Here is a 13,542-nt window from a genome sequence, read left to right as displayed (position 1 = left end):
CCTGCTCTGCTCCCCTCCCCTCGACCTCGTGGCCTTGCGCGTTCAACCCTGTCGACGTTCGGGAGCACGTGCTCGCCGACGCCGGTCCGAGACGGCAGCGGTGCAGGTCGAGCGGCACTTCCGGCGTGATCAGCGCAGGAAGCATCCCCAAGTTGTCCACAGGCTGTGCATTAATGTACGGCTGCCCCACGAGCCCTCCTACCCGTGGGTCCGTGTGTCGCTCGCCCAGTCTCCCACCTACCGGCGGCGCGGCGCGTTCCCCTCATCTTCGCGGATCGAGAAGAGGGACGCTAACAAGCGCTGGTCTGTGCCACAAGCGGTTCATTCGGGCAAGGATCCCATGGTCGACGGCGTGTCGCCATTCGAACCGCCTGCGTGAGCAGCGAGCCTGCGGCAGGGGGCGGTGTCAGGGGTGGGCGGCGGGGTGCGTACCCTTGAAAGGTCTGCCGCCGACTCCACGGCGTCACGGCCGTCCGGCCGACGAGGTCTCCCACGGGAGACTATCGCGCCGGTTCCCGTGGCGAACACGAGGACGGTGGCGACCCCAGACCTGTTACGTCGCCAGACCAGGAGAATGACGCCGTGAGCAAGCGCACCTTCCAGCCGAACAACCGTCGACGCGCGCGGACCCACGGATTCCGGCTGCGGATGCGTACGCGGGCGGGCCGCGCCATCGTGGCCGCTCGCCGTCGCAAGGGCCGTCAGAAGCTGTCCGCCTGACCTCGCTGCGGCCGGGTCCGAGCGCGCGTGCTTCCCGCCGACGCTCGCCTGCGGCGCAGTGAGGAATTCCGTGCCGTCATGCGCGGCGGCGTCCGAGCCGGGCGCCGCCGCCTTGTGCTGCACGCGCTCGTCGACTCCGGCGAGCGGAAGAAGGCAGGGTTCGTGGTGAGCAAGGCCGTGGGCAATTCCGTGGTGCGGCACCGGGTCAGCCGGCGCCTGCGCCACCTCGTCGCGGACCGCCTCGGAACCCTGCCGGACGGTTGCGCGTTGGTCGTACGAGCGCTTCCGCCGGCCGCGAAGGCGAGCAGTGCGGAGTTGGGCTCGGACCTCGACGCGGCGTTGCGGCGGTTGAAGCTTGCCGGTGCCACGAGCGCTGCACCGGAGGCACCCCGCGACAGCAATGGACGAACGGTGTGAGTGAGCAGCAGCCGGTCGCCGAGCACCCGGATTGTGCAGGCGACCACGACGAGACGACACATGCGGCTCCGCGACCGACCCCGGTTGCGTGGATTCTGCTGCTCCCGATCCGTTTCTATCGCAAGGCGATCTCCCCCTTCCTGCCCCCGATGTGCCGGTTCTACCCGAGCTGCAGCGCATACGCGGCCGAGTCGCTGACGACGCACGGCGCGGCGAGGGGCAGCTATCTCGCCGTTCGCAGACTGCTGCGGTGCGGTCCGTGGACCGAACCGGGACGGGACCCCGTGCCCGAGACGTTCAGCCTCCGGCGTCAACCCCCTGGTATATCTACCGAGGAGTAGCTCAGTGCTCGACTTTATCTACTACCCTGTGTCGTTCATCTTGTGGTGCTGGCACAAGGTGTTCGGCGTCGTCTTCGGGCCGGACAACGCCATCTCCTGGATTCTCGGCATTGTCTTCCTGACCTTCACGGTGCGCGGCATCCTCTTCAAGCCGTTCGTCAAGCAGGTCCGGTCGATGAAGAAGATGCAGGACTTCGCCCCCGAGGTGAAGAAGCTGCAGAAGAAGTACGCCAACGACCGGCAGAAGCAAGCGACGGAGATGCGCAAGCTGCAGCAGGAGCACGGGGTGAACCCGCTCGGCAGCTGCCTGCCGATGCTGCTGCAGATTCCCGTGTTCATCGGTCTGAACTGGGTGCTCCGGAACTTCCAGGAGGGAAGGCCGAGCAACTACTTCTTCGACGCCGCTGAAGTCGACTCGTACGTCAACGCGAAGCTGTTCGGCATCAACATCGGTGACGCCATCAACCACTTCGGCTTCGCGGGCCAGTCGAGCGAGTGGCACTGGGAGGTCGCTCCGCTCGCGATCCCGCTGATGATCATCGCCGCGATCGCCACGCACCTCACGGCCCGTCACTCGGTCGCCCGCCAGAACCCGGCGTCGGCCTCGCAGCAGACGGCCATGATGAACAAGCTGACGCTGTACATCTTCCCGTTCGGTGTCCTGATCTTCGGTGCGTTCTTCCCAATCGGCCTGCTCATCTACTGGCTCGCGAACAACGGCTGGACCCTCGGCCAGCAGCGCTTCGTCTACGGCCGCATCGACCGTGAAGAGGAGCAGAAGAAGCTCGAGGAGAAGGAGAAGCGCGACAACCTCGCGCCGAAGCCGGGCCAGAAGCCGAAGAAGCCGCAGCCGGGTCAGAAGCCGGACCCGCAGAAGAAGCAGGCATCGAAGGCCGGGGCGGGCTCGGCCGACGCGGACTCGGGTGCGGAATCCGGCTCCGCCGCCGGCTCCGAGTCCGGCTCCGAATCGGGGAAGGTCTCCGCGAAGTCGTCCGCGGGTAACGCAGGCGGCGGTTCGCAGAAGAGCGGCAGCGCCAAGGGCGGAAGTAGCACCAAGGGTGGCGCCTGGGCCAAGAACGGCGGCAACAAGCAGCGGCCGTCCGGTCAGGGCAAGAAGTCCAAGGGCGGCAAGCGCCGCTGACGCGCGCGGCGACCGCCTTCCGCAATCAGACCTCGCCTGAGGGGCTCGAGAGGAGAAGCGACATGTCCGAGACCGCAGAGGTGATCGGCACGGAAGAAGAGAAGGCCGCGGCCGCTGAGGCCGGGGCCGCCGAGGCCGGCGAAGTGACCGAGTCGGCCGACACGGGTGCGGACGACACGGCGGGCGGCGAGTCGGAGTCGTCGGCCGACGACATCCTCGTCCGCGAAGGCGACATCGCGGGCGACTACCTCGAACGGCTGCTCGACCTGCTCGACTACGACGGCGACATCGACCTGGACGTCGAGGCGGGTCGGGCGATCGTCAGCATCGACGGCGGCGACGATCTGGAGAACCTCGTCGGTCCGCGCGGCACCGTGCTCGAGGCTCTGCAGGAGCTGACGCGGCTGGCCGTTCAGCAGGAAACCGGGTCACGGAGCAGGCTGATGCTCGACGTCGCGGGCTGGCGCGCGGGTCGCCGGGAGGAACTGCGCCGGATAGGCCGGACCGCCGCCGAGAACGTCGCGAAGTCCGGTGAGAAGGAGAAGCTCCAGCCGATGAGCCCCTTCGAGCGCAAGGTCGTCCACGACGCCGTCGCCGAAGTCGACGGCGTGACGAGCGAGAGCGAGGGAGAGGAGCCCAAGCGTCGCGTGGTGGTCGTGCCCGAGTAGTTCGACGCACCGTCAGCGGAAGCGGCCCGTCGGAATCCGACGGGCCGCTTTTCTGTGTTCACCTGCGGCCGCTCCCCTGCCGGCGTTCCGTGTGCTCCGCCGTCGTTTCACGTGGAACCGCGGGTGTGGCGTCCGGTGACGCACTGTGTGGCGGGGCGTGGCGTGGCAGGACGTCGCCTGCTGAGCGTGCCGTCGGCGACGGGGACATGACGGCCGATGCTGGGCCGGGCGCTACCGGGACGGCCTGCTGTTCCGGTAGCGGGACCGACCTGGGCCGGTGCTCGATGGGCCGGGCCACGCCGTGTCGCTCGGGGCGGTCGAGCGGACGAATCGTGTCGGCGCGTCGGCGGTGCTCGCGTGTAGCCGGTTTTCGGTCACGGGTCGCGTTCACACACGGGTGGCTCTCGGGTCCGGGTGCGGCGGGCGCGATCGCGGGCCCGGATGCGGACGGGTGGAATCGCCGGTCGACCGGCTCCGGAACGCACGGTCCACTCGGTGGGTCGCGAAGCGAGTGCGCGACGTCGGAGGCACGGATGGGCCACCTCCCGCGGGCGGCGTCCGGCGCATGAGGTCCGGGCGTGGTCGCGATGGGGACGTCGAGGCGCGAGACGGCGACGCGACCCACTCCCGCCGTGTCGACGACATCGGTCCGCGTGGTGGCTTCGGACGGGCAACCTCTGCCGGCTGGCAAGTGTGGGGCGGGTTGTTCTGACCGACCCGTCGGGCGACTGTGGGTGCGACGACGTGCGGCGGTGGGCCCGATGGCATCCGGTGTTGGGAACGCGGACATCAGCACGCGGGCGGGCGCGGGCGAGATCGCCCGCGCCCGCCCGCGTTTCACGTGAAACCGGTCGCGTCGGTGGGTCGGGCGGAAGCGACGAGCCAACGACGCGACCCCGTGCGATACGGCGGGGATCCGGCGACGTGTGATGACGCGGGCCATGGTGAGCCGATGTGGCCCGGCGTCGCGGCGCGTCGGCTGTGGGGTGATCCGGGCTGCGGGGTGAGCCGGGCTGCGGGGTGAGCCGGGTGGTGGGGTGAGCCGGGTGGTGGGGTGAGCCGGGTGGTGGGGAGAGCCGGGTGGTGGGGAGAGCCGGCGTTGCGGTACGTCGGGCTGCCTGGTCCTCGGCGCCCCGGTGTACTCGTCACATCGCGGTCTCGGGCTCTGGTGGCCGACCTCCGGCCACTCCCCGCGCTCTGGTGGCAACACCCCACAGGTGCGGGGCCCGGTTGCCGGAACGTCGGCGCGGACTGAGGCGCGCATGCATCCGGAGCTCCCGCAAGCCTCCGACGCGAGCGCCTGACTACGCGAAAGCCTGACTATGCGAACGCCCGGCGACGCGAACGCCCGGCGACGCGAACGCCCGGCGACGCGAACGCCCGGCGACACCAAGCCCGGCGACGCCAAGGCGCGGCACGCCGCGATCCGATGGCCGGCGATCGGGCGGCCGGCGGCACGGCGATCCGGCGGCACGGCTGTCGGCGTGGCACGGTGGAGCGGTCTCGGCGACGCGGGTCGGACATCGCGACACTCGGCCGCCCCGATACCCGGCGCCCGATACCCGACGCTCCGGCTCCCGGATCCTCGAGGCGCCGGTGCGGCCGCCCGGCCTCCCGTGGCTCGGCACCCGGACGGTGCATCCACCTCCGGGCAACGGTTTCGGCCGCCGCCTCCCCCGCGGCGTTCCCGGAAGAATCTGCCTGCGGCGGACGAGGTGTCGTGCAGCTCCTATGATCGACGCCGGCATCCGGCGACCTTCTTCGCTCACCGACGGCATGCGAAAGCCCGAGAGGGTGGCGACGGATGGCCGTGCACCGGTTGTCGATGTTCCACGTGAAACCGCGCGTGGAGTTCTCCACACCTTCGGACTGTCGACACTCGTTGCGCGCGGGTTCGTGGACAATCAGATGCGGGCCGTTTCACGTGAAACGCGGCGCCCGCGAATGTAGTGAGGAGTTGAGTGGTGGCCCCTGACAGGCTGGAGTCCACAACCCCGACAGCGGCGATCGCGGTGTTCGGTGAGCACGTTGATCGGGCCGAACGGTTCGTGGCGATGTTGCGAGAAGAGGGCGTGACGCGGGGCCTGATCGGGCCGCGAGAGCTCGACCGGCTGTGGGACCGCCACGTGCTCAACTCGGCGGTCCTCGGTGACGAGGTTCCACGTGAAACGAATGTCGTGGATGTGGGGTCCGGAGCGGGTCTTCCCGGAGTACCGTTGGCGATCAGCCGCCCCGATCTCGATATCGTTCTCCTCGAACCGATGGCTCGTCGGGTCGAATGGCTCGAGGAGGTCGTGGATGAACTGGACCTCGACGGCGTCACCGTGGTTCGCGGACGCGCGGAGGAGAAGGCCGTGCGCGCACAGCTCGATCCCGCCGATGTCGTCACGGCTCGCGCGGTCGCACCCCTCGCCCGCCTTGCCGGCTGGTGCCTCCCGTTGGTCCGTGAGTCCGGAACGCTACTCGCTCTCAAAGGTGCCAGCGCCGCAGAGGAGATCGAGCGGGACCGCGCCGATGTGGCGAAGTCCGGTGGCGGCGAGCCGCGCATCGCGGAGTGCGGCGCCGGCATTCTCGACACTCCGACGACGGTCGTCGTGATCGAGCGGGTCGCGCGGGGGCGGCCGGGATCGCAGCGGAAGCGGTCGAAGAAGAAGGGTCAGCGGAGCGCATGACGAGCAGTTCCGAGCAAGGCATGTTCCACGTGAAACACGGCGGCGTTGGGTACGCGCCGATGAAGGGAGAGACTCGGTGACCACGCCAGCTGAACAGTCCAAGACCGGCGGATCGATGCCCATCGCCGAGGAGGCACTCCGGGCGGCGAAGGTGCTCCACCCCGACGAGGGCTTCATGCCGAGGCCGTCCAAGCGCAGGGTTCTCACGGTCGCCAACCAGAAGGGCGGCGTCGGCAAGACGACGAGCACGGTGAATCTGGCCGCCGCCCTCGCGCTGCACGGCGTCAAGACGCTTGTCATCGACCTCGACCCGCAGGGGAACGCGAGCACCGCGATCGACGTGGACCACCGCTCCGGCACTCCCTCGGTGTACGAACTCCTCATCGGCGAGGTGTCACTCGTCGACGCCGCGCAGGTGAGCTCCCAGAGCGACAACCTGCTCTGCGTGCCGGCGACGATCGACCTCGCGGGCGCGGAGATCGAGCTCGTGTCCATGCAGTCGCGCGAGTCGAGGTTGAAGGAGGCGCTGACGGACGAGGCACTGGCTCAGCTCGACGTCGACTACGTCTTCATCGACTGTCCGCCGTCGCTCGGACTGCTCACGGTGAACGCCCTCGTCGCCGCGCACGAGGTGCTGATCCCGATCCAGTGCGAGTACTACGCCCTCGAAGGGTTGGGGCAGCTCCTCAGCAACATCGAGCTGGTGCAGAAGCACCTGAACCGCACGCTGTCGGTGTCGACCATCCTGCTCACCATGTACGACGGCCGCACGAAGCTGGCCGACCAGGTCACGCAGGAGGTCAAGAACCACTTCGGTGAGGTCGTCCTCAAGACGATCATCCCGCGCAGTGTGAAGGTCTCGGAGGCTCCCGGGTACGGCCAGACGGTGCTGGCGTTCGACCCCGGGTCACGTGGCGCCATGAGTTATCTGGACGCCGCTCGCGAAGTCGCCGAACGCGGTGTGGAGGGGAAGCAGGAATGACCGAACGCAGAGGCGGCCTCGGCCGCGGACTGGCAGCGCTGATCCCGACGGGACCGGCCGAGGACGATCACGAGATCGATCCCGAGGCCGAATCCCATGTGCCGGTCCCCGAGATGGCCGACGTCAAACCGCCTGCGGGTGACGACAGTGGATGGTTCGCCGCGAACGGCGCCATCGACGACGCACCCGCGGTGGGCGGCCAGGTCGCCGGTGCGGTCTATCGCGAGGTTCCGGTCGAGTCGATCGAACGGAACCCGAAGCAGCCTCGCCAGGTCTTCGACGAGGAGGCGCTCGCCGAGCTGGAGCACTCCATCCGCGAGTTCGGCCTCATGCAGCCGATCGTGGTGCGCACCCTCCCCGAGGGCAAGTTCGAACTCGTCATGGGCGAGCGCAGGCTGCGGGCGTCCCAGCGGGCCGGACTCGAGTACATCCCGGCGATCGTGCGGCAGACGACCGACGACGCGATGCTGCGGGACGCTCTGCTCGAGAACATCCACCGGGTGCAGCTGAACCCGCTCGAAGAGGCGGCCGCGTATCAGCAGCTGCTCGACGAGTTCGACGTGACGCACGACGAGCTCGCCTCGCGGATCGGCCGGAGCAGGCCGGTCATCACCAACACGATCCGGCTGCTGCGTCTCCCCCTCCCCGTGCAGCGGAGGGTGGCGGCGGGTGTGCTGTCGGCCGGGCACGCGCGGGCGCTGTTGTCGCTCGAGGACGCCGACGCGCAGGAGGAGTTGGCGGGCCGCATCGTTTCGGAGGGACTGTCGGTCCGCGCGACCGAGGAGGCAGTGACCCTCTACAAGAACGGCCCGCAGAAGAAGGAGAAGAAGCAGGCGCGGAAGCCGATGGAGGCGCCGGGTCTCCAGGAGCTCGCGACGCGGTTGTCGGACAGCTTCGACACGAAGGTCAAGGTCGACCTCGGCCGTCGGAAGGGTCGCATCGTCGTCGAGTTCGGGTCGGTGGACGACCTGGAACGCATCGTCGGGCTGATGGACCCGAACAAGGGCAAATCGGACACCTGATCCAAGGTCCCATCACCCCGGGTCATTACGTCACGGTGACGATTACTCGGCGTGGTGCCCGCCCACCGGTCGTGAACACGAAAAACGGCGCCCGGAGCGAACCTGCTCCGGGCGCCGTTTTTCGTGTATCGGGGGAACGTCAGGCCGTGCCGCGGGCGGCGGCCCGGTCGATGAGCTCGTCGAACACCTTCCCCAGTGAGGTGCCTGCCGCCTCGAGCGCCATCGGAACGGTCGACGTCTCGGTGAGGCCCGGCGACGAGTTCACCTCGAGGAAGTGGACCGTGCCGTCGGCGGCGACGATCGCATCGGTGCGGGAGATGTCCCGCAGCCCGAGCGTCCGGTGCGCGCCGATCGCCAACTCCCCCACCGCCTTCTCGACGTCGGCATCGAGCCGAGCGGGTGTGAAGAAGTCGGTCAGCCCGGCCGTGTACCTCGAGGTGTAGTCGTAGACGCCGTTCTCCGCCACGATCTCGACCGCGGGCAGTGCCTGGGGCCCGTCCGCACCTTCGACGACCGTGACGGCGACCTCGGTGCCGTCGACGAACCGTTCGGCGAGGACCGTGTCGCCGTAGGCGAAGCAACCGACCATTGCGGTGGGCAGCTCGGCGGCGTCGCGGACCACCTGGGCGCCGAGCGCGGATCCGCCCTGGTCCGGCTTGAGGATCAGTGGCAGGCCGAGCCGTTCGACCATCGCGTCGAGCACCGACTGCGCGCCGAGCTCGCGGAACGTGCTGTGGGGCAGGACGAACCAGTCGGGCGTGGCGAAGCCGGCTCCGGACACGAGCGCCTTCGCGATCGGTTTGTCCCACGCGCGCCGGCATCCCTGCGAGTGCGTCCCGACGAACGGAACGCCGAACATTTCGAGGACGGTCTGCACGGACCCGTTCTCGCCCTCGCCGCCGTGCAGTGCGACGACGGCCGCGTCGGGGCGCTGCTCACGCAGTCTGCCGATGAGGCTCGCATCGGTGTCCCATTCCTGCACCGTGAGTCCGGCATCGCGCAGCGCGACCGACAACCTCCGGCCGGACCGCAGCGAGACGTCCCGTTCGTGGGAGAGGCCGCCCGCGAGGACGGCGACAGTACGTTCGGCCACCCGTGAAACTCCTTGGGGCTGAAGGGAAAACGTCGATCAGGCCGTGTCCGGCCCGGGCGTCTGCGGCCCGGAGACGGCACGGGTGGTGACGCTACCGAACGTCCGCATCAAGTCCATTTCGGACTCGAGAACGCCCGCGAGGCGGCGTACGCCTTCGCGGATCCGTTCGGGCGTCGGGTAGCAATAGGACAGTCGCATCTGCCTGCTGCCCAGGCCGTCCGAGTAGAAGCCCGTCCCCGAGGCGTAGGCGACGCGTGCGGTGACGGCGCGGGCCAGCATCGCCTTCGCGTCGACGCCTTCGGGAACGGTCAGCCACACGTAGAACCCGCCCTCGGGGTGGGTCCAGCTGCAGCCTTCGGGCATGTACTGCTCGAGGGCGCCGATCATCGCGTCGCGGCGTTCGCGGTAGTTCTCGCGGAACGTCTTGATCTGGCCCTTCCAGTCGTGCGTCGCGAGGTACTTCGACACGACGAGCTGGTTCAGCGTCGGCGGGCACAGCGTCGCCGACTCCGACGCCAGCACGAGCTTCTCGCGCACGGCGTGGGGTGCGAGCACCCAGCCGACACGCAGCCCCGAGGCGAACGTCTTCGAGAACGACCCGAGGTACACGACGTTGTCCGGGTCCATGGACCGCAACGCCGGGTAGGTCTGCCCGTCGAAGGCGAGCAGACCGTACGGGTTGTCCTCGATGACGAGGACGTCGTACTGCCTGCAGATCTCCAGGATCTCGGCCCTGCGTTCCACGGCGAGCGTCACGCCCGCGGGGTTGTGGAAGTTGGGGATCGTGTAGAGGAACTTGACCCGTTTGCCCGCCTTCTCGCACTCGGCGAGCGCGGCGCGCAGGTTCTCGGGCACGAGCCCGTCGTCGTCCATAGCGACGTGCACGACCTCCGCCTGGTAGGCGGCGAACGAGCCGAGCGCGCCGACGTACGACGGGCCCTCGGCGATCACGACGTCACCCGGGTCGCAGAACAGCCGCGTGACCATGTCCAGCGCCATCTGCGAGCCGACCGTCACGACGACGTCGTCCGGGTGGCCGGTGATGCCCTCCATGGCCATGACTTCGCAGATCTGCTCACGCAGCGCCGGGACGCCGTGCGCCGAGCCGTACTGGAGGGCCGTGAGCCCGTCCTGCGCGATGAGCTCGCTCATCTGCTGCGACAGCGACTCGAGCGGCAGCGCGGCGAGGTTCGGCATACCGCCCGCCAGTGAGACGACCTCGGGGCGGCTCGCCACGGCGAACAGCGCTCGGATCTCGGATGCCGTCATGCCCGCGGTGCGGGCGGCGTAGCGCTCGACGTGGGGGTCGAGGTTCGTACGGCTCCCCGGCTCGGCGCCGGGCTTGGTCTCGGGGAGATTCGGCTCCGCGCTCTGCGAATCCGGGACCTGGGGTTCGCTCATGGCATACTTCCGTCTGCTTTTCGTGGGAAAGCGTTCGGCGGCTGGGCTCTACCTGCGTGCTTCACCTACGGGTAGTTGTTCGAGTGTAACCACAGGTGGTAGGGCACCTCCCGCCGTTGGCGTGCTCGTCACATCGGCATATGCTTGCCGGTGTTACTCGCCCTGCGCGCGTCCGGCGTGCGGGCGGCGTCCGCCGGTGCCGGTGGCTGCGGTTTCACGCGGCCGCGCGGCCGCGTCAGCCCGGGAGGTCTGGTGTCACGTCGCATCGTGGGCGTCACGCTGGACAACCTCGAACAGCTGCCGCGCCAGTGCCGGCGTTGCGTGTACTGGGAGCTCGCCCCGCATCTGAAGCAGCAGGCCGAGGAGTTCGGCGAGACCGAGGTCGAGAAGGAGGCCTGGGTCTCCGGCGTGCTGCTCGAGTGGGGTTCCTGCGGACGGATCGTCTACAGCGGGAAGCTGCCCGTCGGATTCGTGCTGTACGCGCCGCCGAGTGCGGTCCCCCGATCCGACGCGTTCCCGACGTCCCCTCCCAGCCCGGACGCGGTGCTGTTGACGGCGTTCCACATCCTGCCGGAGTTCCGTGGCGGTGGACTGGGCCGGATGTTGGTGCAGGCCGTCGCCCAGGACCTCACCCGGCGGGGCGTGAAGGCCATCGAGGCGTTCGGCGACGCCGGTCCCGAGGAGCCGGAGGCCGAGAGCGACACCGGTGCGTCCGCGGGTGCCGAAGCGGCCGCGGACGCCGGTGGTGCCGCGTCCGCCGGTGGAGACGACGACGGCCATTCGTGTGTGGTGCCTGCGGCGTTCCTGCAGAGCGTGGGGTTCAAGACCGTGCGGCCGCATCCCCGCTGGCCCCGGTTGCGGCTGGAACTGCGGTCGTCGATCACGTGGAAGGAAGACGTCGAAGCGGCGCTGGAGAAGCTGCTCGGTGAGGTCACGATGACCACGGCGACGTCGTCCAGCTCACGCGCCTGAACGGCCGCAGGCCCGGTCCCCGAGCTCTCGTATCGGTGGCGCGGCCGGCCGTGTCGGTGTGATCGGCAGCCGGTGCACGGAACCGTCCACAGCCCGAAGTTATCCACAGTTCTGTGTACAACTCACACGGTTATCCACAGATTTGCGGTGGCTTGTGCACATCCGCTCCACCGTCGGCTGCGCTGCGTCGATGTTCCGACACGATGCGTGGCCACTCGCCAAGGCCCGGCGGGGCGCCGGTGAACACGTGTCACTCCGCGCCGGAGCGGCGCGACTACTACTCGGCCTTGGCGAGTTCGTGGGCGAGGACGTCGGCGAACGTGAACGTGCCGGTGGGCTGGTCGCCCTCACCGAGCAGGTAGAGCCGCTTGACGGAGATGAGCAGGCCCTCGGCGACCACGTCGCGGAACGCCGGATCGGACAGCCTCATCCGGTCCTGACTGTTCGTCAGGTAGCCGATCTCGACACGCACCGCGGGGCAGCGCGTGCGGGTGAAGATGTCCCACGTCTTGGGGTGCGTGCGGCAGTCGAGCAGGCCGGTGCGGGCGGCCAGTTCGCGCTGGATGTAGCCGGCGAGCAGTTCACCCACGGTCGACGTGGTGCCGTTGCCCGTGCCGAAATGGAAGCTCGCGACCCCCTGGGCCTGTGGCGACGAGTTGCCGTCGCTGTGCAGGGACAGGAACAGGTCGGCGCCCGCTTCGTTGGCGAACTGCGCCCGCTCGGTCTCCGACGGGCTCTGCGCGGGCCCGCGGGAGATCAGCGCCTCCATGCCGGTGGCCTTCATCCGACCCTCGAGGCGACGGGCCAGGTCCCAGGCGATGTCCCGTTCGGCGACCCCGCCGACGTCGACGCCCGGATCGTCCCCGCCATGACCGGGGTCGATGACGATGCGCTTGCCGCGCAGCCGCGGGCCCGCCTGACGCACCTGCTCCTGCTCACGCAGGAACACCGGGCGGCCGCCACGGGCGCGCGGCGAGAGCTGCCGGAGAGCGCGGACGGTGGACGGGCCGCAGATGCCGTCGATGGTCAGGCCGTAGTCGCGCTGGAAGTTCTTCAGCCCGCGCTCGGTCTGCGCGCCGAAGTGGCCGTCCGGCCTGCCCGCGTTGTAACCGAGCTCGGTGAGGCGTTCCTGCAGCGAGAAGACGTCGTCGCCGTGTACCGGCGACGAGATGAGGAAGGCCAGTGGGCGGCTGCCCAAGTGGTAGCAGGAGCCGCGCAGCGCGCGATAGGTCGCGGGGCCGACCACGCCGTCGGTGATCAGACCCCGGCGCTGCTGGAACGCGCGGACGGCGTGTTCCGTCCGATCGTCGAAGACGGCGTCCGAGTCGTCCGGTGCGCCGTGGGGGTGACCGTTGCCACCTGCGCCGTTGACACCGTGCGCGCCGTTGGTGCCTGGAAGCAGGTCCAGGCTGACCAGCATGGACCTGATGTCGGCGACGTCCGGTCCGCTGTCGCCGCGGCGGAGTACCCGCATGCACTCCTCGCTCTACCTTGGGCATCGGACCAGCGGGCGAATCGTCACCCGATCCGGTGTTTTGATGCTGTGCAAACCAATACAGGGCGCGGGGCCCTGCGCCTGACCATTGTGCCTTGCGTCCACGTGACGGGCGCGCCAGGCCCGCCTCGACGGCCGCTTCACCTACGGGACGGCTCGACGGCGGCTGCGTGACGCAGATCGCGGCCGACAATGCGAAAGCCCGGGACACGGATGGTCCGGTCCCGGGCTTTCGCCTGCGGATGCGCTCGCGGGCGCCTGTGTCAGAGGACGTCCGACAGGTCGTCCAGCAGGGCCGCCTTCGGCTTGGCTCCCGTGATTTGCTTCACCGGCTTGCCGTCCTGGAACAGGATCAGCGTCGGGATCGACATGACCTGGTAGTCACGGGCGGTGTTCGGGTTCTCGTCGATGTCCAGCTTGGCGATCTGGATCTTGTCCTTGTGCTCGGCCGCGATCTCCTCCAGCACCGGGGCGACCATCTTGCACGGGCCGCACCAGGTGGCCCAGAAGTCGACGAGCACGGGCTTGTCGTTGGCGAGCACGTCGTCGCTGAAGCTGGAGTCGGTGACCTTGACTGTGTCGGTCATGGTGCCTCTTTCTTTCCTCGTACGGGCCCGG

12 protein-coding genes and 1 pseudogene are annotated in these 13,542 nt (G+C 69.1%); 9 read left to right on the top strand and 4 right to left on the bottom strand.

Going from position 1 to position 13,542, the window contains the following annotated elements; genetic code table 11:
• Positions 1-582 precede the first annotated feature (582 nt).
• The 8 genes from rpmH to LY13_RS18055 all read left to right on the top strand — a co-directional run bounded on the left by rpmH (position 583) and on the right by LY13_RS18055 (position 7,963).
• Entirely contained in the window at positions 583-720 is a 138-nt protein-coding gene (gene rpmH, locus LY13_RS18090) for a 50S ribosomal protein L34 (RefSeq protein WP_183647447.1), read from the top strand.
• Between the two features lie 27 nt (positions 721-747).
• Entirely contained in the window at positions 748-1,137 is a 390-nt protein-coding gene (gene rnpA / locus LY13_RS18085) for a ribonuclease P protein component (RefSeq protein WP_253829730.1), read from the top strand.
• Positions 1,134-1,478 carry a membrane protein insertion efficiency factor YidD gene (gene yidD, locus LY13_RS18080; RefSeq protein WP_372493851.1) on the top strand — a complete coding sequence of 115 codons (345 nt, stop codon included), beginning with the start codon at positions 1,134-1,136 and terminating at the stop codon, positions 1,476-1,478. Before rnpA ends, yidD begins: the two co-directional genes overlap by 4 nt.
• A gap of 4 nt (positions 1,479-1,482) precedes the next feature.
• Entirely contained in the window at positions 1,483-2,619 is a 1,137-nt protein-coding gene (gene yidC / locus LY13_RS18075; protein ID WP_253829729.1) for a membrane protein insertase YidC, read from the top strand.
• 62 nt (positions 2,620-2,681) lie between these two features.
• Positions 2,682-3,287, top strand: coding sequence for a Jag family protein (locus LY13_RS18070; RefSeq protein WP_253829728.1), 606 nt, complete (start codon positions 2,682-2,684; stop codon positions 3,285-3,287).
• A gap of 1,964 nt (positions 3,288-5,251) precedes the next feature.
• On the top strand, positions 5,252-5,959 hold the full coding sequence (rsmG, locus tag LY13_RS18065) for a 16S rRNA (guanine(527)-N(7))-methyltransferase RsmG (RefSeq protein ID WP_253829727.1): 708 nt from the start codon (positions 5,252-5,254) through the stop codon (positions 5,957-5,959).
• A gap of 115 nt (positions 5,960-6,074) precedes the next feature.
• Complete coding sequence (locus LY13_RS18060) at positions 6,075-6,941, top strand: ParA family protein (protein ID WP_253829819.1); 867 nt, start codon at positions 6,075-6,077, stop codon at positions 6,939-6,941.
• Positions 6,938-7,963, top strand: coding sequence for a ParB/RepB/Spo0J family partition protein (locus LY13_RS18055; protein WP_253829726.1), 1,026 nt, complete (start codon positions 6,938-6,940; stop codon positions 7,961-7,963). Before LY13_RS18060 ends, LY13_RS18055 begins: the two co-directional genes overlap by 4 nt.
• A 139-nt stretch (positions 7,964-8,102) precedes the next feature.
• Here the strand turns inward: LY13_RS18055 and LY13_RS18050 are convergent, their stop codons facing one another.
• Both LY13_RS18050 and LY13_RS18045 read right to left on the bottom strand, forming a co-directional pair.
• Entirely contained in the window at positions 8,103-9,056 is a 954-nt protein-coding gene (locus LY13_RS18050; RefSeq protein WP_253829725.1) for a D-alanine--D-alanine ligase family protein, read from the bottom strand.
• Between the two features lie 36 nt (positions 9,057-9,092).
• A complete protein-coding gene (locus LY13_RS18045; RefSeq protein ID WP_308216365.1) occupies positions 9,093-10,325 on the bottom strand; it encodes an aminotransferase-like domain-containing protein in 1,233 nt (410 codons plus the stop codon).
• 384 nt (positions 10,326-10,709) lie between these two features.
• Between LY13_RS18045 and LY13_RS18040 the strand changes: the two genes are divergently transcribed.
• Entirely contained in the window at positions 10,710-11,429 is a 720-nt protein-coding gene (locus LY13_RS18040; RefSeq protein WP_253829723.1) for a GNAT family N-acetyltransferase, read from the top strand.
• A gap of 277 nt (positions 11,430-11,706) precedes the next feature.
• Here LY13_RS18040 and LY13_RS18035 read toward each other — a convergent pair whose 3' ends face one another.
• Complete coding sequence (locus LY13_RS18035) at positions 11,707-12,903, bottom strand: N-acetylmuramoyl-L-alanine amidase (RefSeq protein ID WP_253829722.1); 1,197 nt, start codon at positions 12,901-12,903, stop codon at positions 11,707-11,709.
• A gap of 284 nt (positions 12,904-13,187) precedes the next feature.
• Positions 13,188-13,520 (bottom strand): annotated as a pseudogene (gene trxA, locus LY13_RS18030) (thioredoxin); the annotation flags it as partial.
• Between the last annotated feature and the right edge of the window lie 22 nt (positions 13,521-13,542).

Source organism: Prauserella aidingensis (assembly GCF_024171865.1).
Taxonomy (GTDB): domain Bacteria; phylum Actinomycetota; class Actinomycetes; order Mycobacteriales; family Pseudonocardiaceae; genus Prauserella; species Prauserella aidingensis.
The sequence above is the reverse complement of the archived record's forward strand: the minus strand, read 5'-3'. Positions and strand labels throughout refer to the sequence as shown.

Bases quoted from the DNA above. Each gene is read 5' to 3' on its own strand.
- LY13_RS18060 (WP_253829819.1), top strand. From the start codon at position 6,075: ATGCCCATCGCCGAGGAGGCACTCCGGGCGGCGAAGGTGCTCCACCCC.
- LY13_RS18070 (WP_253829728.1), top strand. From the start codon at position 2,682: ATGTCCGAGACCGCAGAGGTGATCGGCACGGAAGAAGAGAAGGCCGCG.
- LY13_RS18035 (WP_253829722.1), bottom strand. From the start codon at position 12,903: ATGCGGGTACTCCGCCGCGGCGACAGCGGACCGGACGTCGCCGACATC.
- LY13_RS18055 (WP_253829726.1), top strand. From the start codon at position 6,938: ATGACCGAACGCAGAGGCGGCCTCGGCCGCGGACTGGCAGCGCTGATC.
- LY13_RS18045 (WP_308216365.1), bottom strand. From the start codon at position 10,325: ATGACGGCATCCGAGATCCGAGCGCTGTTCGCCGTGGCGAGCCGCCCC.